The sequence below is a fragment of the Streptomyces bacillaris genome, assembly GCF_003268675.1.
Lineage (GTDB): Bacteria > Actinomycetota > Actinomycetes > Streptomycetales > Streptomycetaceae > Streptomyces > Streptomyces bacillaris.
Window position 1 is genome coordinate 1176579 of sequence record NZ_CP029378.1, and the last position, 21063, is coordinate 1197641.

A 21063-nucleotide genomic window follows, 5' to 3' on the forward strand; every position below is an offset into this window, starting at 1 on the left:
CCGGTCCTGCTGGGGGGAGCGGGCCGGACCCGGTGGATCGGGGTTCGGGTCCGGTCGACCGGAGTTCAGACCTGGTCGATCGGGGTGACCCGCTCGTCCTCTTGCACCGGACCCGGCGGGGTGCCGTCGCCGAAGGGGCGGCCGCCGAGCTGTTCGCGGTGGTGCGGGGTGGTCCAGCCGGAGAGGTCGGGGCCGAGCGGGACGATGCCGGTCGGGTTGATGCCCGTATGCACCTGGTAGTAGTGGCGCTTGATGTGGTCGAAGTCGACCGTGTCCCCGAACCCGGGGGTCTGGTAGAGGTCGCGGACGTACGCCCAGAGGACCGGGTCCTCGGTCAGCTTGTTCCGGTTGCACTTGAAGTGGCCGTGGTAGACCGCGTCGAAGCGGACCAGGGTGGTGAAGAGGCGGATGTCGGCCTCGGTGATGGTGTCCCCGACCAGATAGCGGCGGTCCGCGAGGCGGGCGGAGACCTGGTCCAGGCGGGCGAAGAGGGCCGTGTAGGCCTTCGCGTAGTCCTCTTGGGTGCTGGCGAAACCGGCTTTGTAGACGCCGTTGTTGATGTCCTGGTAGATGCCTTCCATGACCTCGTCGATCTCCGCGCGCAGCGGCTCCGGGTAGAGGTCGGGGGCGCCGGGGCGGTGCAGGGCGGTCCACTCGGTGGCGAGGTCCAGGGTGATCTGCTGGTAGTCGTTGGTGACCAGCTTTCCGCTCGGTACGTCGACGATCGCCGGGACACTGACCCCGCCGGGGTAGTCGCGCTCCCGGGCGTCGTACGCCTCGCTCAGATAGCGGATGCCGAGCACCGGGTCCCTGCCGTCCGGGTCCAGGGTGAAGCGCCAGCTCCGGTCGTCCTGGATGGGGTCGGTGACGGCGAGGGAGAGCGCGTCCTCCAGGCCGAGGAGGCGCCGGGAGACCAGGGCGCGGCTGGCCCAGGGGCAGGCCCGGCTGACGACCAGCCGGTAGCGGCCCGCCTCGACCGGCCAGCCGTCGCGGCTGTCGGCGGTGATGCGGTCGGCGAAGTGGCTGCGGGACCGCTTGAAGGGCTTGTGGCCGTAGGAGGTGTTGCCGTCGCTCCCGGCGCTGCCCCTTGTGGTCTCCGTACCGGTGCCAGTGCCAGTGCCGGTGTGGCTGTCGCTGTCCGTGCCGGTGTCGCTCATGCCGTGCTCCTCGATGGATCGGGGGATTCCTTGCGTTCACGTCGTCTGCCCCGCCGGTCGGCCCCCACATCGGCCAGGGCCACGATCAGCGCGGCCAGCACGAAGGCGACGGAGACGATCAGCCCGTGGTCGTACGCGTCCGCCCAGTTCCCCGGGCCGACCTGGGCGAAGAACACCGCGCCCACGGCGGCGATCCCGACCGCCGAGCCGACGCGCTGCCCGGTCTGGAGGGTGCCCCCGGCGCTCCCGGCCCGGTGTACGGGGACCTCGGCGAGGGTCAGCGTCTGGTTCGGGGCGATCACCAGACCGCTGCCGAGCCCGGCGATGAGCAGGGGCGCGGCCATCGCCCAGCCCGCGCCGCTGCCGGGCACCCAGTGGACGGCGAGGGCGGTGCCCGCGAGGCCGAGGGCGACCATCAGGAGTCCGGCCACCACCAGCGGGCGGCCGAACCGGCCCACGAGCCGGCCGCCGAGGGACGCGGCGGCACCGGAGCCGAGGGCGAAGGGGGTGATGGCCAGTCCGGCCTGGAGGGCGGAGTAGTCCAGGCCGGACTGGAGGTAGAGGGTGGTGACGAAGAAGATCGAGGTGAACCCGGCGAAGTAGAGCAGGATCAGCAGGCAGCCCAGCCAGTAGGAGCGCAGCCGGAAGAGGGAGAGGTCCAGGACCGGCTGTGTGCGGCCGCCCGTGCAGCGGGCCTCCCAGGCGACGAAGGCGGTGAGCAGGGCGGCGGCGAGCAGGACCAGCAGCCACTTGCCGTTGCCGGGCCACTGCTGGGCCTGGACGAACGGGAGCAGCAGGGCCAGCACCCCGGCGCCCAGGAGCAGCACGCCGAACGGGTCCAGGTCGCGCGGGCGGACCCGGCCCGCGGAGGGGGTGTCGGGGAGGAGGCGGTGGGCGAGCAGGAGGCAGAGGGCACCGAGCGGGAGGTTGACGTAGAACACCCAGCGCCAGCCGTGGTCGGGGCCCGCCGCCTGGATGAGCAGTCCGCCGAGGAGCGGGCCGACGGCGGTGGAGATGCCGACGACCGTGCCGAACATGCCGAAGGCCCGGCCGCGCTCGCGCCCGGAGAACAGCTGCTGGATGAGGGCGGAGATCTGCGGGGAGATCAGTCCGCCCGCGATGCCCTGGACCAGTCGGGCGATCACCAGCCACAGGCTGGACTGGGCGGCTCCGCAGGCGGCGGAGGCCAGAGTGAAGAGGGCGAGCCCGGCCATGAAGACGGCCCGTCGGCCGCGCGCGTCGCCGAGGCGGCCCGAGGGGATCAGGAAGAGGCCGAAGGCGAGGGCGTAGCCGGAGACCACCCATTGGAGGTCGGACTCGGGGGTGTTCAGGCCCTCGCGGATGGAGGGGAGGGCCACATTGACGATGGAGACGTCGAGCAGGGTCATGAAGCCCGCCACCAGGCAGACCGCCAGCGCCTTCCAGCGCCGGGGGTCGGGGCCGTCGGTGGGGGCGTCGCGTCCGGCCGGGCCGGGTCGGGCCGCGCTCTCTGCCATGGTTCGCACCTTAGGTCGGGCCGGGGGTTTCCTCATCCTGGACGTCCGGGGCGGGCTCGTCCGGGACGTGGGCGGTGTGGCGGGGCCCGGCACGGCGTGTCCGGGGCGGCCGGGGGTACCAGTTCCCGCATGACTGTGGAGAAAACGAGCGTTCTCGTCCTGGACTGTGCCGAACCCATGGAGCTGGCCGAGTTCTACGCCGGTCTGCTCGGTGCGGAGACCCGGATCGGCTCCGACCCCGACTTCGTGGAGGTCGTCGGCAACGACGGCGTCCGGCTGGCGATCCGCCGGGACCACGGCTACGCGCCGCCGAGCTGGCCCCGCCCGGAGGACTCCCAACAGGCCCATCTGCGGATCCTGGTGAGCCGCGAGGACATCGACGAGGCCGAGCGCGAGGCGATATCGCTGGGGGCCAGGCCCGTCGACACCGGTGACAGCAACAGCGGTCCGCGCGATGTCCGGGTGTACGGGGATCCGGCGGGCCACTCGTTCTCGCTGGCGGTGTATCCGCTGCCGACGGAGTGACCTGCTGAGGGAACGAGGGAGGAGGGAACCAGGGAACTGAGGGAGCGGGCGGGGAGTCAGGGGCCTTTCGGGGCCCCTCACTCATGTCCGTACGCCCCGGGAGCTAATAGACAGGAAACTTTCCCAACACTGTTGACGCCAATTGGAAGGAAGCTTTACTTTCAGTTCTGCCGCGATGGCGTCTCCCACCCCCATCCGAAGGGAGCACCACCATGCACCAGCGCCCCACTCCCCCCACGTCCCCCACCGAACCCACGGCCGCCCCCACGACCGGCCGGCGCCGCTTCACCCGTAAGGCCCTGCTCGCCGCTTCCGCGCTCGGCGTGGTCACCGCGCTCCTGACCCCCGTCCAGGCCGGAGCCGCCCCCGCTCCCGCCGAGCCCGCCACGGCCAGGGCCGCCACCCCGCTCGCGGCCAACGGCCAGCTCCGCGTCTGCGGTCTCCAGCTCTGTAACGCCTCGGGCCAGGCGATCGCCCTCAACGGCATGAGCACCCACGGCACCCAGTGGTACGCCCAGTGCGTCACCGACGGGTCCCTGAACGCCCTCGCCCAGGACTGGCGCGCCGACGTGCTGCGTGTCTCCACCTACGTACAGGAGGGAGGGTACGAGACCGACCCGGCCGGATTCACCGCGCGGGCGCAGAAGTTCATCGACGCGGCGCACGCGCGCGGGATGTACGCGGTCATCGACTGGCACATGCTCACGCCGGGCGATCCGAACGCCAACCTCGACCGGGCGAAGACGTTCTTCACCGCGATGGCGAAGAGGTACAAGGACCACCCGGGCGTGCTCTACGAGATCGCCAACGAGCCCTCGGGGGTGAGCTGGTCGGCCATCAAGTCCTACTCCGAGCAGATCATCCCGGTGATCCGGGCGCAGGACCCGGACGCGGTGGTCCTGGTCGGGACGCGGGCCTGGTCCTCGTTCGGGGTGTCGGAGGGATCGAACGAGTCCGAGGTCGTCAACAACCCGGTCCGCGCCTCGAACATCATGTACACCTTCCACTTCTACGCGGCCTCGCACCGCGAGGCGTATCTCGCGACGCTGGACCGGGCCTCGGACCGGCTCCCCGTCTTCGTCACCGAGTTCGGGACGCAGAACTACGCGGGCGAGGGCGCCAACGACTTCGCGATGTCGCAGCGTTACCTCGACCTGATGAAGCGCAAGAAGATCTCCTGGACCAACTGGAACTACTCCGACGACCACCGCTCCGGTGCCGTCTTCAAGACCGGCACGTGCAGCGGCACCAACTGGACCGGGACCGGGGTCCTGAAGGAGGCCGGGGTCTGGATCCGCGAGCGCATCCGCCAGTGACCGGGGCCGCCGCCCGGCTCCGACGAGGACGGAGCGCCCCCTGAACGCGCCCGGTGCGGCTCACCCCGCCATGCCGCACCGGGCGCTCACCCGGGCGATGCGGGGATTTAACCTCCGACGCCTTGTCATGGATCGTCTACGCGCATAGCTTTTGGCCCTCAGACCTACGTTGGGGGCACCTCCCGTGCAGATATCCAGATCCGGTTCCGTCCTGCTGACCGGCGCCGTCGCCGTCGCGCTCGCGGTGACCGCCCTGCCCGCCGCCCAGGCGGCCCCGTCCGCCACCGCGGTGATCTCCGAGGTGTACGGCGGCGGGGGCAACTCCGGCGCGACGCTGACCCGGGACTTCGTGGAGCTGGCCAACGCCGGCTCCACCCCGTTCGAGGTCGGCGGCTTCAGCGTCCAGTACCTCCCGGGCGCCCCGTCGGCCGGTTCGCAGTGGCAGGTCTCCGCGCTCACCGGGTCGATCGCCCCCGGCGGCCGCTACCTCGTCGCCCAAGCGGCGGGCACCGGCGGCACGGTGGCCCTGCCCACGCCGGACGCCGCCGGCACCATCGCCATGGCGGCCGGGAGCGGCACCGTGGCGCTGGTCTCCGGCACCACGCCGCTCACCTGCAAGTCGGCGGCGGACTGTGCGGCCGAGCCCCGGATCGTGGACCTGGTCGGCTACGGTTCCGCGGTCGTCCGGGAGGGCAGCGGCCCGGCCCCCACCGCCTCGGCCACCGCCTCCGTCCACCGGGCCGCCTCGCTGGCGGACACCGACGACAACGCGGCCGACTTCTCCGCCGGTGCCCCCACCCCCGTCAACGCGGCGGGCGAGACGTCCGGCGGCGGCCAGGGACCGGAGGAGCCCGGCCCGACCGAGCCCGGTCCGGTGCGCATCCACGACATCCAGGGCACCACCCGCGTCTCCCCGCTCGACGGCACGGCGGTCACCGGCGTGCCGGGCGTCGTCACCGGCGTACGGGCCACGGGTTCGCGCGGCTTCTGGATCCAGGAGACCGCGCCCGACGACGACCCGCGCACCAGCGAGGGCCTCTTCGTCTACACCGGCTCCGCCGCGCCCACCGTGAAGGCCGGGGACTCCGTCCTGGTGAGCGGGAAGGTGGCCGAGTACTACCCGGGCACCGCCACCCAGTCGATCACGCAGATCACCTCGCCCCGGATCACGGTCCTCTCCTCCGGCAACGCGCTGCCCGCCCCGGTCGTCCTCGACGCCCGCTCGGTGCCCGGGCGTTACGCGCCCTCGGCGGGCGGCGGCTCGATCGACCCGCTGCCGCTGGAGCCGAAGCGGTACGCCCTGGACCTGTACGAGTCGCTGGAGAGCGTCCGGGTCCAGATCGCCGACACCCGGGTGACCGGGGCGACGACGGCGTACGACGAGATCTGGGTGACGGTCAAGCCCAAGGAGAACCCGACCCGGCGCGGCGGCACGCTCTACGCCTCGTACCAGGACCAGAACACCGGCCGCCTCAAGGTGATGTCGCTGGACCCGGCGCGGCCGATTCCCACGGCGAACGTGGGTGACGTGCTGAAGGGCCGCACCACCGGCGTCCTCGACTACGCCTCGTACGGCGGCTACAACCTCCAGGCCACCGAGCTGGGCACGCACGTCGACAAGAAGCTGCGGCGCGAGGTGACGCGCAAGCAGAAGAGGGACGAGCTGGCGATCGCCACGTACAACGTGGAGAACCTGGACGCGGCCGACGACCAGGCCAAGTTCGACACGCTGGCCGAGGGCATCGCGAAGAACCTCTCCTCCCCCGACATCGTCTCGCTGGAGGAGATCCAGGACGACAACGGGCCGGTCAATGACGGCACGGTGGGCTCCGAGGCGACGCTGAAGCGGTTCACCGACGCGATCGTCGCCCAGGGCGGCCCGCGCTACGCCTGGCGCTACATCGCCCCGGAGAACAACAAGGACGGCGGCGAGCCCGGCGGCAACATCCGTAACGTCTTCCTCTTCAACCCCCAGCGGGTCTCCTTCGCGGACCGGCCGGGCGGCGACGCCACCACCCCGGTGCAGGCGGTGAAGACCTGGAAGGGCGTGAAGCTCTCCGCGTCGCCCGGCCGGATCAACCCGACGAGCCCGGCGTGGGAGGCCAGCCGCAAGCCGCTGGTGGGCGAGTTCACCTTCCGGGGCAAGCCGGTCTTCGTCATCGGCAACCACTTCGGCTCCAAGGGCGGTGACCAGCCGCTGCACGGCCGCTTCCAGGAGCCCAACCGCTCCTCGGAGGTCAAGCGCATCCAGCAGGCCACCGAGGTGAACGCCTTCGTCACCTCGCTGCTCAAGGCCGACAAGTCGGCGCGGGTGGTGGCGCTCGGGGACTTCAACGACTTCGAGTTCTCCCCGACGTTCACGGCGCTGACCAAGGGCAAGGTGCTCAAGCCGCTGATCACGACGCTGCCCGCCTCGGAGCGGTACAGCTATGTCTTCGACGGCAACTCGCAGACCCTGGACCACATCCTGACGAGCCCGGCGATCCGGCGCTTCGACTACGACGTGGTGCACATCAACGCGGAGTTCGCCGACCAGGCGAGCGACCACGACCCGCAGGTGGTGCGGGTGCGGACCGGCGGCTTCTGGTTCTGAGGCCGGACCCCGGTGGGCCGGACGCTCAGCTCCGGCCCACCGGGGCACCCGCCTGCCGGGGCAGGCTGACGGGGGCACCCACGGGTGCCCCTTCCGCCTCCGTGAAGAACCGCGCCACCAACTCAGCCACCTCGACGGCCCGTTCGAGGACCACCCAGTGGTCGGACTCCGGGAGCGTCAGGAACCGGCTGCCCTCGATCGTCGCCGCGAACTCCCGCTGGAGCGCGGGCGAGGTCACCGTGTCGTGCTCCCCGGCGAAGACCAGCGCCGGCACCCCGCTCAGCCCGCCGGAGAAGTCCGGCCGGTCGGCCAGCGCCCGGTAGAGCGACTCCGTCGCGTGCGGCGAGTGGGTGAGCGCGTGCAGAAAGGAGCGCCGCACATAGCGGCGGGCCAACTCACGGCGGTGTACGGGGCGTTCGGGGTCCAGGCACATCAGCGCGTCGGCGGCCGTCGCGGCGAAGCCGTCGCGGTCCCCGTCCGCCAGCAGCTCCCCCGCCCGCTCCCAGCACTCCACCTGGGCAGCGTCGATATGGACGGGTACGCCGCCGAGGGCGAGCCGCGCCACCCGTTCGGGGTGGCGCTGGGCGAAGCCGAAGGCGATGGCGGTGCCGTAGGAGAAGCCGAAGAGGTTCAGCCGGGGGGCGCCGAGGTCGTCCGCGATGGCGAGGACCGCGCGGCGCAGGATCCCGGCGCTGGGGCCGGGCGGCAGCGGATCGGCGGAGCCCATGCCGGGCAGGTCGGCGGTGACCACGTCGGCGGCCGGGCCCAGGTGGTCGTCCATCTGCGGCCAGCCGTACATGCCCTGGAGCGCGCCGCCGATGACAAGCGCCGGTTCGGTGACGGGTCCGGCCCCCGTGCCGCGGTCGTGGCGCAGAACGCGGTAGCCGTACCGCACCCCGTCCACCGAGAGCGTCCGGATGATCTCCTCGGGCATGACTGCTTCCCAACTCCCTTCCGGTCAGGCCCTGGTGAGGACGAGCGCCGCGTTGTGGCCGCCGAAGCCGAGCGAGGTCTTGACCGCGCAGCCGAAGGAGGCGGCCCGGGCCTCCTTGGCGACGATCTCCAGCGGGATCTCCGGGTCGGGCGCGTCCAGGTTGACCGTGGGCGGCACCAGTTGGTGCTGGAGGGCGAGGACGGTGAGCGCGGTCTCGATGCCGCCCGCCGCGCCGAGGGTGTGACCGGTCATCGCCTTGGTGGAGGTGACCAGAGGGCCCTCGCCGAGGACGCGGCGGAGCATGGTCGCCTCGATGAGGTCGTTGGAGAGCGTGGAGGTGCCGTGCGCGTTGACGTGTCCGACGTCGGCCGGGGAGAGCCCGGCGTCCGCGAGGGCGGTGCGCAGGGCGCGTTCGATGCCGAGCCCTTCGGGGTCCGGGGCGACGGCGGAGTGGGCGTCGCTGGAGGCCCCGTAGCCGTTCACCCGGGCGCGGACGGTGGCGCCCCGGGCTCGGGCGTGGTCGGGGTGCTCCAGGACGAGGAGGCCCGCGCCCTCGCCGACGACGAAGCCGTCCCGGTGAGTGTCGAAGGGGCGGCAGGCGGCCGCGGGGTCCTCGCGGCGGGTGGAGACGGCCTTGAGGCTGCAGGCGCTGGCGATCAGGAGGCGGGTGCAGGTGGATTCGGCGCCGCCCGCGATGACGATGTCGCAGGCCCCGGAGCGGAGCATCTGGTGGGCGGTGCCGATGGCGACGGTCCCGGACGAGCAGGCGGTGGAGACGGCGAGGCTGGGGCCCTGGATGCCGAGGTCCAGGCTGACGCTGCTGGCGGCGCCGTTGACGACGCTGAGGGGGGCGAGCTTCGGGGAGACCCGGCGGGCGCCGCGCTCGGCGAGGGTGGCGTACTGCTCGTCGTAGAAGGGGAGCCCGCCGTGGGCCGAGCCGATGACGATGCCGACCCGGCCGCTCTCCCAGAGGGCCGGGTCGAGCCCGGCGTCCGCGACGGCCTCACGGGCGGCGATGACGGCGAGCTGGGCGAAACGGTCCATCAGCCGCTGGGCCCCCACCCCGAGCAGTTCGCGCGGGTCGCAGTCGGTGACGGAGTAGAAGAAGTCGCAGGGCAGGCCGTCGAGTTCGGGCCGGGGGCCGACGGAGGGGGCGAGCCGCTCGGTGACGCCGCTCCAGGCGGCCCGGGCACCCGTACCGGCCGCGGTGACCAGACCGACCCCGGTGACGGCGGCCTCGAAGGGCGGCAGCGGCGTACGGCGGTAGGGCCTGCTCGCACCCGGCGCGGCGGCCTTTGGGGCGCTCACGCGGCGACCTTGACCTGAACGGCCTCGATCAGCCGCCCGAGGGTGTCGCGCGAAGTGAGCACGACATCCTCCAGGTCGACGTCGAGCCGGTCCTCGATGAGCAGCCGCAGCTCCTCCAGGGCGAGGGAGTCCAGCCGCAGCCGGTGCAGCGGAACGTCGGGGCCGAGGGCCTCGGGGTCGGTTCCGAACTTCGCTACCAGCAGGGCGCTGATCTCTTCCGAGGTGGTCATTGGCGCTCCTGGGCTCAGTGACGCGGTGACGCCGGCCGCGCATGGGGGGTCAAGGGTGGGATGGGCCATCGGGGGACGCCGGCTGCTCCGGAAGGACCCTTTATACGCCTTCGGCGAGGGGTTCCCGGCCTCCGTTCCCCCGTGCGGAGGGAGCCCTGTCCAGGTGTACGAATCCCCTGGTGCGGCCGGGCGGGGGCGGAGACCGTACGGAGCCGACGCGGGGAACCGGTTTCGCACACCATCCATCACGGAGCCCCGGCCGGTGATGGTAAACGTTGGAAAATTGGGGATTCCTGAGCGATCCCGTTCGACAATGTTTCATGCTACGTTCCCCCCGCCTCGGTCCGAACTCCCTTGCCAGGAAGGGGATATGGAGCCTTCTTCCCTGCACTCGCACCCGCTCGTCCCGACCCGCACGGCCTGCCGCACGCCGCCCCCGCTCCCCCGGCCCGGGCGGCGCGCCGGACGCCGCGCGCCGTCCTGCCCGGAGGAGATCGATGAGACGCGTCGTCGCCTGTCTGGTGGCTCTGCTGGTGATGGCCGGAGGGCCGTTCCTCACCGGCACCGCCTCGGCCGCCGTACCGCCCAAGGCCCCACCGCTGACCACCCCGTGGACCGACCAGGTGTCCACCACCAACCCTCTGCCGGACTATCCGCGGCCGCAGATGACGCGGCGGGACTGGCAGTCCCTCAACGGCGAGTGGGAGTTCCTCAACCCGCCGGCCGACGGCGCGGGCAACGTCGACCGCAACGCGGCACCGCCCTTCGGGCAGACCCTCCCCGAGCGGATACTCGTGCCCTACCCGGTGGAGTCGGCGCTCTCCGGCATCATGCGCAACGACAACCGCGACCTGATGTTCTACAAGCGCGTCTTCACCGTCCCGCAGAGTTGGGCCGGACAGCGCGTCCAACTGCACTTCGGTGCGGTGGACTACGAGGCCACCGTCCGGGTCAACGGAACCCAGGTCACCACGCACCGGGGCGGCTACGACCGCTTCGAGGTCGACATCACCCCACAGCTGCGCGCCGGCTCCAACGAACTGATCGTGCGCGTCTACGACCCGACCGACGGACGCGGCGAGAAGCAGCCCGTCGGCAAGCAGACCAACAACCCCACGGGCATCTTCTACACGCCCAACTCCGCTATCTGGCAGACCGTCTGGCTGGAGCCGACGCCCGCCTCCTCCCTCTACTCCGTCGACATCCGCCCCGACCTGGCGACCAACACCGCCCGGGTCCGCGTCTTCACCCGCGGCAACGTCAGCGGCCACACCGTCCGCACCGAGGCGCTCTCCGGCGCCACCGTGGTCGGTGAGGCCACCGGCGGCTTCACCGAGTTCTCCGTACCCGTGCCGAACGCCCGGCGCTGGTCGCCGGACGACCCGTTCCTCTACGACCTGCGGGTCACCCTCCGTAACGCGTCCGGCGCCGCCGTCGACACCGTCACCAGCTACTTCGGGATGCGCGAGGTCGGCAAGAAGATGGTCGGCGGGGTCCTGCGGCCCACGCTGAACGGGGAGTTCGTCTTCCAGATCGGCCAGATCGGCACGCTCGACCAGGGCTACCGGCCCGACGGCCTGTACACCGCGCCCACCGACGCGGCCCTCGCCTTCGACCTCCAGAAGCACAAGGACCTCGGCTTCAACATGGTGCGCAAGCACATCAAGGTCGAACCGGCCCGCTGGTACTACCACGCCGACCGGCTCGGGCTGCTGGTGTGACAGGACATCCCCTCCACCCAGGCCTTCGACCAGAACCGCACCCCGGCCCGGATCGCCCAACTGGAGACCGAGGCACGGGAGATCATCGACGAGCACCGGTTCTCCCCGGCGGTCGTCTCCTACGTCCCGTTCAACGAGGGCTGGGGCGAGTGGGACCTGAACGCCACCCGGCGCATCGCGGACGAGCTGAAGAACTACGACCCGTCCCGGCTGATGAACGCCCACAGCGGCTACAACTGCTGTGTCTCCAAGGGCGATCCGGGCAACGGTGACATGATCGACTGGCATGTCTACACCGGCCCGGACGCACCGCGCCCCTCCGCCACCCGCTTCTCCGTCCTCGGTGAGTTCGGCGGCATCGGACTGCGTACGCCCGGCCACGAGTACAGCCCCGACGGCCGGTTCTTCGCCTACGAGCAGGTGTTCAGCAACGCCCAGCTCAACGACCGCTACACCGGCATGGTCCGCGATGTGCAGCGGCTGATGACCACCAAGGGCGTCTCGGCCTACGTCTACACCGAGATCACCGACGTCGAGGGCGAGTACAACGGGCTGCTCACCTACGACCGGCGCGTCCAGAAGGTCGACACCGGCCAACTGCGCGCGGCCCACGGCGCTCTGATCGACGCCTCCCGCAACCTCAACGCCACCCCGAACCACACCCTCGGCCATGTCCGCTCCTTCCGGGTCACCACCCCCCGGGTACACCGACCGCTATCTGCGCCACGCCGACTCGGTGGCCCGCACCGACGCCCTGTCCACCGCCTCCCCCGATCTCGGCCGCCAGGACGCCTCGTACCGCACCGTGGCCGGACTCGCCGACCCGCGCTGCCTCTCCTTCGAGTCGATCCACCTGCCGGGCTCCTTCCTGCGCCACTACGACTCCGCGGTCTACATCGCCTCCGGTGACGGGGGGTCGGCTTCGACCGGCCGCAGACCCTGACCGCCGACAGCAGTTGGTCCCTCGCCGCCCCCTGGGCTCCCTGACCGGGGCGCCACCGGAAGAAGCGAGGACCGGGCTCCGTGCGGTGCGGTGCACACCGTGCGGCACGGAGCCCGTACCTCTGCGGACCGAGCCCGTACCTCTTCGGGACCGCGGCGGGACGGCGGCCGGGGAAGCTGCCTAGAATCCGCGATCATGACCACTGAAACGGTTCAGCACGAGCCCTCCGCCCCCGGCGGCCCCGCGCTCTTCGACACCATGTCCACCATGCGCGCCATGCGCCGCCTCAAGCCGGACGCCATCCCGGACGAGACGATCGACCAGCTCGTACAGGCCGCCGTCTGGGGTCCCAGCGGCGGCAACATGCAGTGTTACGAGTACGTCGTGGTCACCGACCGCGAGGTGATGGCCCGGCTGGCGCCGCTGTGGAAGCGGTGCGTCGACTCGTATCTGGCGACGACCGGGAAGTACGCGCCGAAGGGCATGGACGAGGCGGCGTACGGCCGGATGGTCGCCGCGATCGAGTACCAGCGCGACCATTTCGCGGAAACACCGGTCCTGGTCATCCCGTGCTACCGCTTCCCGGAGCCCCGGCTCGACGAGGAGGGGCTGATCGCCTCCGCGCAGGCGCTCGGACCGGAGGCGACCGAGCGGATGATGACCTCTCAGGCCCGGTTCCAGGCGCTGGCGGAGGGGTCCTGCGTCTACCCGGGCGTCCAGAACCTGCTGCTCGCGGCGCGGGGCCTGGGGCTCGCGGCGAACATCACCATCTGGCACCTGTTCCTGGAGGAGGAGTGGAAGCGGGAGCTGGGCATCCCGGACGACATGGCGACGTTCGCCGCCATTCCGGTGGGCCTGCCGGTGGGCAACTTCGGGCCGGTGCGGCGCCGTCCGGTGGCGGAGGTCGTCCACCGCGACCGCTGGTAGCCGAGGCGGGGCCGATCAGCCCATGACACCCCCTGTCGGGTGATACGCCCCGTCACCCGACAGGCCCTAATTTCCCGTCAACTCCGTTGTCCGTCAAGCGAGTTGTTCGACACGCCGCAATCCTGGCGTCATTGTCATGCCCCTCTCAGCTGGTTAGCCTGGGGGCGCTCGCAGCCCCTCGGCCCCGCACACCCGGACCGAGGGCTTCTCTCTTCCCACCCCGGATGTCCCACAGAGCAGGAGCACCCATGCCCAGCAGCCCCCTCGCCCGCACCCGGGCCCGCGCGTCCGTCCTGGCGGCCCTCACGGTCTCCGCCCTGGTGGCCACCGGCCAGCCCGCGACCGCCGCCCCGGACCGGGGCGCCGCCGACCCGCTGAACCGTGCCTTCGACCGGGCGGCACAGGAGTACGGCGTACCGCGCGACTTGCTGGCCGCCGTCGGCTACGGCGAGAGCCGGCTCGACGGCCACGCGGGGCAGCCCAGCCAGGCGAACGGCTACGGCGTGATGCACCTGGCCAGCAACCCGGAGAACCGCTCACTGGAGAAGGCCGCCGCGCTGACCGGCGAGCCGGCCGACAAGCTGCGCCGGGACACCGCGGCCAACATCCTCGGCGGCGCCGCCGTCCTGCGCGACCACGCCGACCGCCTCGGCCTGGACCGTGCGGAGCGGAGCGACGTGAACGCCTGGTACCCGGCGGTCGCCCGGTACAGCGAGGCGGAGGGCCCGGCGGCGGCGCTCTACGCGGACACGGTCTTCACGTTCCTCGCGGAGGGCCTGGACGCCACCGCGCCCGGCGGCGAGAAGGTGCGGGTGCCCTCCCGCCCGGTCGCCCCGGAGAAGGACGAGGTGCCGTCCGCCGGAATCTACGCGCAGAGCCCCGACTACCCCACGGCCCGCTGGGTCGCCGCGTACTCGGGGAACTACGTCGTCGGCCGCAAGGCCGCCATCGACAAGGTGGTCATCCACACCACGCAGGGCTCGTACGCCGGTTCCATCAGCTGGTACCAGAACCCGGCGTCGAAGGTCAGCGCGCACTACACGATCCGCTCCTCGGACGGCGAGGTCACCCAGTCGGTCCTGGAGAAGGACACCGCCTGGCACGCGGGCAGCGTCAACTCCTCGTCCGTGGGGATCGAGCACGAGGGGTACGTCGACAACCCGGCCTGGTACACGGAGGCGATGTACCGCTCCTCCGCCGCCCTCACCAAGCACCTGGCCGCGCGGTACAACATCCCGAAGACCCGGTCGCACATCATCGGCCACAGCGAGGCCCCCGGCGCCACCCACACCGACCCCGGGCCCAACTGGAACTGGAACTACTACATGCAGCTGATCGGGGGACCCCCGGCACCCCCGGTGACGGCCTGACCTTCCCCTCGTACACCCTCCAGCAGTCCGGCTCCACCGGCCCGCAGGTGAAGGCGATCCAGCAGCTGCTCAACGCCCAGGGGTACGCGGCCGGCACCGCCGACGGCGTCTTCGGCCCGGCCACCAAGAGCGCCACCCAGGCGTTCCAGCGCGCCCGTTCGCTGACCGCCGACGGGGCGGTGGGCCCGAAGACCTGGACGGCCCTCCTCTCGGCCGGCACCACCCCGGCCCTCTCCCGGGGCAGCTCCGGCGACGCCGTCAAGCGCCTCCAGCGCGCCCTGACGGCCGCGCTCGGCACCACGGTCAACGCCGACGGCAGCTTCGGCCCGGCCACGGAGACCGCCGTACGCACCTACCAGAGCAGCCGCGGCCTGGGCGTCGACGGCAAGGTCGGCCCGGCGACCTGGGGAGCGCTGCAGGCGGGGCGCTGATCGACGGCAGGAACGACAGCCGACCCCCGGGGCCTCCGCGGCTCCGGGGGTCAGCTGATTCCGCGGCGTGTTCAGGCCACCGAAGCCAGCGGCTGCCCGCTGTTGTCGTGGTGGATGGGGGTGTGGGCGCCGGTGAGCGGGGCGCCGCTGCCGCCGCGGCGGACCGCGACGATCTCGGCGGCGATGGAGAGGGCGGTCTCCTCCGGCGTACGGGCTCCGAGGTCGAGGCCGATCGGGGAGTGCAGGCGGACCAGTTCGCGGTCGGTGAGGCCGACCTCGCGCAGGCGGTCGTTGCGCTGGAGGTGGGTGCGGCGGGAGCCCATCGCGCCGACGTAGGCGACCGGGAGGCGGAGGGCGGCCTCCAGTAGGGGGACGTCGAACTTGGCGTCGTGGGTGAGGACGCAGAGCACCGTACGGGCGTCGGTGGCGGTTCCCGCGAGGTAGCGGTGGGGCCACTCGACGACGACCTCGTCGGCCTCGGGGAAGCGGGCGGCGGTGGCGAAGACCGGGCGGGCGTCGCAGACGGTGACCCGGTAGCCGAGGAACTTCCCGGCCCGCACCAGGGCGGCGGCGAAGTCGATGGCGCCGAAGACGATCATGCGGGGCGGGGGCACGCTGGCCTCGACCAGCAGCTGGATGGGGCGGCCGCAGCGGGAGCCCCGCTCGCCGATGGTGAGCGGCCCGGTGCGGCCCGCGTCCAGGAGGGCGCGGGTCTCGGCGGCGGCGGTCCGGTCCAGCGCCGGGTGGCCGCCGAGCCCGCCCTCGTAACTCCCGTCGGGGCGGACCAAGAGCGGGAGCCCGAGCAGTTCCCCGGGCCCGTCCGTGACCCGGGCCAGGGCGGTCGCCGCCCCCTCGGCGGCGGCCGCGAGGGCCGCGGCGAACACCGGGCGGGCGGGGTCCTCCGCCCGGACCGGTGTGACCAGGATGTCGATGACGCCGCCGCAGGTCAGGCCGACCGCGAAGGCGTCCTCGTCGCTGTAGCCGAAGCGCTCGCGAACGGATGCGCCGTCCTCCAGGGCCTGTTGGCACAGCTCGTAGACCGCGCCCTCCACACAGCCGCCGGAGACCGAGCCGATGGCCGTACCGTCACGGTCGACGGCGAGGGCGGCTCCCGGCTGCCGGGGCGCGCTGCCGCCGACCGCCACCACGGTGGCGACGGCGAACTCGCGTCCCTGCGAGACCCACCGGTTCAGCTCCTCGGCGATGTCCAGCATGGCGTCTCTCCTTTGGATGAGGGAGGGGGTGGTCGGCCGGCGTCAGTGGACGCCGAGCCAGCTCTCGATCGGGTTGAGGGCGAAGAAGACGAGGAAGATCACCGTCAGCCCCCACATGAAGGCCCCGACCTCGCGGGCCCGGCCCTGGGCGAGCTTGATGGCGGAGTAGGCGATGACACCCGCGGCGACACCGGTGGTGATGGTGTACGTGAAGGGCATCAGGACCACGGTCAGGAAGACCGGGATGGCGACGGAGCGGTCGCCCCAGTCGACGTGCCGGGCGTTCTGCATCATCATCGCGCCGATGACGACGAGGGCGGCGGAGGCCACCTCGGTCGGCACGATCGCGGTGAGCGGGGTGAAGAAGAGGCAGGCGGCGAAGAAGAGACCGGTGACGACGGAGGCGAACCCGGTCCGGGCCCCCTCACCGACCCCGGTGGCCGACTCGACGAAGACCGTCTGGCCGGAGCCCGAGGCGACACCGCCGATGACACCGCCGGCGCCGTCGACGAACAGCGCCTTCGACAGGCCCGGCATCCGGCCCTTGTCGTCGGCGAGCTTGGCCTCGGTGCCGACGCCGATGATGGTGGCCATGGCGTCGAAGAAGCCGGCCAGCACCAGGGTGAAGACGATCATGCCGACGGTCATCACCCCGACGTCGCCCCAGCCGCCGAACTCCACGTTCCCGAAGAGCGAGAAGTCGGGCATGGCGACCGCGCTGCCGTCGAGGGCGGGCGGGCCGCTGCTCCAGGCCTTGGCGTCGATGTCGGCGATCGCGTTGACGACGATGGCGACCAGGGTGCCGACGATGATGCCGATCAGGATCGCGCCGGGGATGTTGCGCGCCTGGAGCATGAAGATGAGGAGCAGGGTCACGCAGAAGATCAGGACGGGCCAGCCGGCGAGTTCACCGGCCGGGCCGAGGGAGACGGGGGTGGCCGTGCCCTGGTGGACGAAGCCGGCCTTGTAGAGGCCGATGAGGGCGATGAAGAGCCCGATGCCCATGGTGATGCCGTGCTTCAGCGCGAGCGGGATCGCGTTCATGATCATCTCGCGGAGGCCGGTGACCACCAGGAGACAGATCACCACACCGTAGATCACACACATGCCCATGGCCTGCGGCCAGGTCATGTTGGGCGCGACCTGCGAGGCGAGCACACCGGAGACGCTGAGCCCGGCGGCCAGCGCGAGGGGCACCTTGCCGACGAAGCCCATGAGCAGGGTCGTCGCGGCCGCGGCGAAGGCGGTCGCGGTGATCAGGCCGCTCTGGCCGAGGAGGTTGCCGTTGACGTCCTCCCCGCCGAGGATCAGCGGGTTGAGCAGGAGGATGTACGCCATGGCCATGAAGGTCGTGACGCCGCCGCGTACCTCGCGCGCGAGCGTGGAGCCTCGTTCGGATATGTGGAAGTACCGGTCGAGCCATGATCTTCCGGCGGGCACGCGCGAGCCGGGGCCCGCGGCCTCCGCGCTGGTCTTCGGTTCCACTGACTGCTGGGTCATGATGCCTGACTCCCAAGGTTCACAGGGGCACCCGCTTGGAGATTCCTGAATGCGGGATTTGGGATGACTGCGACGGCTGCACGACCCGGGGACGGCCGGGACGAACTGTTGAGGCAGATACGGAGGTGCCGGTGGCACGTGTCGATCCGTGAGGCGCTGCCGGGCGCCGGTGGGTGCCGGTGCGCGGCGGAGAACCGCGAGCGGTGCGGTGCTTGGTGTCTCCGGGCGGTGCGGGGTGCGGAAAAGTGTGACGTTCTCGGCTCAGCACACCGCCCGGAGAGTCCGGGGGGGGACCGCTCAGGGGCAGCCGGGTGACGACCGGTGGGAGATCACCCGGCGGCCCGTCAGGAACTGGTGCCGGTGAGGTGCTCGGGGCGTACCGGTGTCCTGTTCAGCTCCAGCCCGGTCGCGTTCCGGATCGCCGCGAGGACGGCCGGGGTCGACGACAGGGTGGGGGCCTCGCCGATGCCGCGCAGCCCGTACGGGGCGTGCTCGTCGGCGAGTTCGAGCACGTCGACCGGGATCGTCGGCGTGTCGAGGATGGTGGGGAGGAGGTAGTCCGTGAAGGAGGGGTTGCGCACCTTCGCGGTCTTCGGGTCGACGATGATCTCCTCCATGACGGCGACGCCCATGCCCTGGAGGGTGCCGCCCTGGATCTGGCCGAGGACGGAGAGCGGGTTGAGCGCCTTGCCGACGTCCTGGGCGCAGGCCAGTTCGATGACCTTGACCAGGCCCAGCTCGGTGTCGACCTCGACGACCGCGCGGTGGGCGGCGAAGGAGTACTGGACGTGGCCGTTGCCCTGTCCGGTACGGAGGTCGAACGCCTCGGTGGGCCGGTGGCGCCACTCCAGCTCGATGTCGACGACCTCGTCCTCCAGCACGTCGGCCAGGTCCGCGAGGACCTCACCGCCGTCGGTGACGACCTTGCCGCCCTCCAGGAGGAGTTCGGCGGTGGCCCAGGCCGGGTGGTAGGTGCCGAACTTGGTGCGGCCCAGTTCCAGGACCTTCTCCCGTACGGCTTCGCAGGAGTTCTTGACCGCGCCGCCGGTGACGTACGTCTGGCGGGAGGCGGAGGTGGATCCGGCGGAGCCGACGCGGGTGTCGGCCGGGTGGATGGTGACCTGGTTGACGCCGAGTTCGGTCCGGGCGATCTGGGCGTGGACGGTGACGCCGCCCTGGCCGACCTCGGCCATCGCGGTGTGCACGGTGGCGACCGGTTCGCCGTTGATGACCTCCATCCGGACCCGGGCGGTGGAGTAGTCGTCGAAGCCCTCGGAGAAGCCGACGTTCTTCAGGCCGACCGCGTAGCCGATGCCCCGGACGACGCCTTCGCCGTGGGTGGTGTTGGAGAGCCCGCCGGGCAGGGCGCGGACGTCGACGGAGGTGCCGTCGGCGCCGGCCGTCAGCCACTCCTGCTCGGGCGGCAGCGGACGGGCCTTGACCCGGCGCAGCAGCTCGGCGACCGGGGCCGGGGAGTCGCAGGGCTGGCCGGTGGGCAGCAGGGTGCCCTGCTCCATGGCGTTGATCTGCCGGAACTCCACCGGGTCCATGCCGAGCTTCGCGGCCAGCTTGTCCATCTGCGCCTCGTAGGCGAAGCAGGCCTGGACCGCGCCGAAGCCGCGCATCGCGCCGCAGGGCGGGTTGTTGGTGTAGAGGGCGATCGCCTCGATGTCGACGTCCTCGATCTTGTACGGGCCGACCGAGAGCGAGGAGGCGTTGCCGACGACGGCCGGGGAGGCGGAGGCGTAGGCCCCGCCGTCCAGGACGATCCGGCACTTCATGTGCGTGAGCTTGCCGTCCTTGGTGGCGCCGTGCTCGTAGGTGAGCTTCGCCGGGTGCCGGTGGACGTGGCCGAAGAAGGACTCGAACCGGTTGTAGACGATCTTGACCGGCTTGCCGGTGCGGAGCGCCAGCAGGCAGGCGTGGATCTGCATCGAGATGTCCTCGCGGCCGCCGAAGGCCCCGCCGACGCCGGAGAGCGTCATGCGGACCTTGTCCTCGGGGAGGCCGAGGACGGGGGCGATCTGCTTGAGGTCGGAGTGCAGCCACTGGGTGGCGACGTACAGCTCGACCCCGCCGTCCTCGGAGGGCACGGCGAGACCGGACTCGGGGCCGAGGAAGGCCTGGTCCTGCATCCCGAAGACGTACTCGCCCTTGACGATGACGTCGGCGCGCTTGGCGGCCTCGTCGGCGTCGCCCCGGAAGATCGGCTGGCGGTGGACGATGTTGGGGTGCGGGACGTGGCCGATGTGGTGGTCGTCGCGGCCCTCGTGGATGAGCGGGGCGTCGGGCGCGGTGGCCGAGGCCTCGTCGGTGACGAGCGGCAGCTCCCGGTACTCGATCTTGATCTTCGCGGCGGCGCGGCGGGCCGTCTCCGGGTGGTCGGCGGCCACGAGGGCGACCGGCTCACCGTGGTGGCGGACCTTGCCGTGGGCGAGGACGGGGGTGTCCTGGATCTCCAGGCCGTAGTTCTTCATCTCGGCCGGGAGGTCGTCGTAGGTCAGCACCGCGTGGACACCGGAGGTGGCCAGCGCCTCGGAGGTGTCGATGGAGACGATCTCGGCGTGGGCGACGGTGGAGCGCAGCGTCTGGCCCCAGAGCATGTCCTCGTGCCACATGTCGGAGGAGTACGCGAACTCGCCGGTGACCTTGAGGGTGCCGTCGGGGCGGAGCGTGGACTCGCCGATGCCGCCCTTGGTGGGCGAACCCTGGGTGATCTTGGTGGGCGTTCCGGCCGGTACGGTCTGGGCCCTGGGTGCCGTGGCTCCGGGGCGTGCCGTGGCTTCGGGGTGCGTCGTCATGACTGGACCGCCTCTCCCTGGCGGGCGGCCGCGAGGCGGACCGCGTCGAGGATCTTCTCGTACCCCGTGCAGCGGCACAGGTTGCCGGAGAGCGCCTCGCGGATGTCCTGGTCGGACGGGGAGGGGGTGTTCTCCAGCAGTTCGTCGGCGGCGACCAGCAGGCCGGGGGTGCAGAAGCCGCACTGGACGGCCCCGGCGTCGATGAACGCCTGCTGGATCGGGGACAGCTCGACGGCCTCGCCGGTCTGGCCGTCGGTGGGCCGGGCCTGCCAGCGCTTGGCGGAGTCCAGGGTGGTGCCGCAGGCGCCGGTGGCGCAGCCGCCGCCGGGGTGGGCGTCCTCGCGGTGCTTGGCGTAGTCGGCCAGGCCCTCGACGGTGACGACCTCGCGGCCCTCCACCTGACCGGCGGCGACCAGACAGGCGCAGACGGGCACGCCGTCCAGGCGGACCGTGCAGGACCCGCACTCGCCCTGTTCGCAGGCGTTCTTGGAACCGGGCAGCCCCATACGCTCACGCAGCACGTAGAGAAGGGACTCGCCCTCCCACACGTCGTCGGCTTCCTGCTGACGGCCGTTGACCGTGAAATTGACTCGCATG

The 21063-nt window shown here is 71.7% G+C and carries 13 protein-coding genes and 2 pseudogenes; 6 read left to right on the top strand and 9 right to left on the bottom strand.

Annotated features, from left to right (window positions below):
- Nucleotides 1-65 precede the first annotated feature (65 nt).
- Nucleotides 66-1157, bottom strand: coding sequence for a glutathione S-transferase family protein (locus tag DJ476_RS04840; protein ID WP_112489928.1), 1092 nt, complete (start codon nt 1155-1157; stop codon nt 66-68).
- Nucleotides 1154-2653 (bottom strand): MFS transporter, encoded by a 1500-nt coding sequence (locus tag DJ476_RS04845; protein WP_112489929.1) that lies wholly within the window; start codon nt 2651-2653, stop codon nt 1154-1156. Before DJ476_RS04845 ends, DJ476_RS04840 begins: the two co-directional genes overlap by 4 nt.
- Before the next feature lie 129 nt (nt 2654-2782).
- Here DJ476_RS04845 and DJ476_RS04850 point away from each other — a divergent pair, with 129 nt between their 5' ends.
- From DJ476_RS04850 to DJ476_RS04860, 3 genes are all read left to right on the top strand, one after another.
- Entirely contained in the window at nt 2783-3178 is a 396-nt protein-coding gene (locus DJ476_RS04850; RefSeq protein WP_112489930.1) for a VOC family protein, read from the top strand.
- Between the two features lie 212 nt (nt 3179-3390).
- On the top strand, nt 3391-4494 hold the full coding sequence (locus tag DJ476_RS04855) for a glycoside hydrolase family 5 protein (RefSeq protein WP_103417533.1): 1104 nt from the start codon (nt 3391-3393) through the stop codon (nt 4492-4494).
- Between the two features lie 184 nt (nt 4495-4678).
- Nucleotides 4679-7087 carry an endonuclease/exonuclease/phosphatase family protein gene (locus tag DJ476_RS04860; protein WP_112489931.1) on the top strand — a complete coding sequence of 803 codons (2409 nt, stop codon included), beginning with the start codon at nt 4679-4681 and terminating at the stop codon, nt 7085-7087.
- Between the two features lie 25 nt (nt 7088-7112).
- Here DJ476_RS04860 and DJ476_RS04865 read toward each other — a convergent pair whose 3' ends face one another.
- The 3 genes from DJ476_RS04865 to DJ476_RS04875 are packed head-to-tail and all read right to left on the bottom strand — an operon-like array spanning nt 7113 to nt 9559.
- Entirely contained in the window at nt 7113-8021 is a 909-nt protein-coding gene (locus tag DJ476_RS04865; RefSeq protein ID WP_112489932.1) for an alpha/beta fold hydrolase, read from the bottom strand.
- A gap of 24 nt (nt 8022-8045) precedes the next feature.
- A complete protein-coding gene (locus DJ476_RS04870; RefSeq protein ID WP_181006473.1) occupies nt 8046-9329 on the bottom strand; it encodes a beta-ketoacyl-[acyl-carrier-protein] synthase family protein in 1284 nt (427 codons plus the stop codon).
- Complete coding sequence (locus DJ476_RS04875; RefSeq protein ID WP_019765782.1) at nt 9326-9559, bottom strand: acyl carrier protein; 234 nt, start codon at nt 9557-9559, stop codon at nt 9326-9328. The genes DJ476_RS04870 and DJ476_RS04875 overlap by 4 nt, the downstream gene beginning before the upstream one ends.
- Nucleotides 9560-10056: 497 nt before the next feature.
- On the opposite strand from DJ476_RS04875, the pseudogene DJ476_RS04885 reads away from it, so the two are divergent.
- The 3 genes and pseudogenes from DJ476_RS04885 to DJ476_RS04895 all read left to right on the top strand — a co-directional run bounded on the left by DJ476_RS04885 (nt 10057) and on the right by DJ476_RS04895 (nt 14951).
- Nucleotides 10057-12267 (top strand): annotated as a pseudogene (locus tag DJ476_RS04885) (AbfB domain-containing protein).
- A gap of 151 nt (nt 12268-12418) precedes the next feature.
- On the top strand, nt 12419-13150 hold the full coding sequence (locus DJ476_RS04890; RefSeq protein ID WP_103417530.1) for a nitroreductase family protein: 732 nt from the start codon (nt 12419-12421) through the stop codon (nt 13148-13150).
- A 248-nt stretch (nt 13151-13398) separates the two neighbouring features.
- Nucleotides 13399-14951: pseudogene (locus DJ476_RS04895) on the top strand (peptidoglycan-binding protein).
- A gap of 71 nt (nt 14952-15022) precedes the next feature.
- On the opposite strand, the gene DJ476_RS04900 reads toward DJ476_RS04895, so the two are convergent.
- The 4 genes from DJ476_RS04900 to DJ476_RS04915 all read right to left on the bottom strand — a co-directional run bounded on the left by DJ476_RS04900 (nt 15023) and on the right by DJ476_RS04915 (nt 21062).
- Complete coding sequence (locus DJ476_RS04900) at nt 15023-16165, bottom strand: XdhC family protein (protein ID WP_112489933.1); 1143 nt, start codon at nt 16163-16165, stop codon at nt 15023-15025.
- 42 nt (nt 16166-16207) lie between these two features.
- Nucleotides 16208-17665, bottom strand: coding sequence for an NCS2 family permease (locus tag DJ476_RS04905; protein WP_103417527.1), 1458 nt, complete (start codon nt 17663-17665; stop codon nt 16208-16210).
- Between the two features lie 344 nt (nt 17666-18009).
- The gene (gene pucD, locus DJ476_RS04910; protein WP_112489934.1) at nt 18010-20466 is read right to left on the bottom strand and encodes a xanthine dehydrogenase subunit D; all 2457 of its coding nucleotides are present in this window, start codon (nt 20464-20466) and stop codon (nt 18010-18012) included.
- Nucleotides 20463-21062: a (2Fe-2S)-binding protein gene (locus tag DJ476_RS04915; protein WP_053558694.1), complete on the bottom strand. Its 600-nt coding sequence runs from the start codon at nt 21060-21062 to the stop codon at nt 20463-20465. Before DJ476_RS04915 ends, pucD begins: the two co-directional genes overlap by 4 nt.
- Nucleotide 21063: the final 1 nt, after the last annotated feature.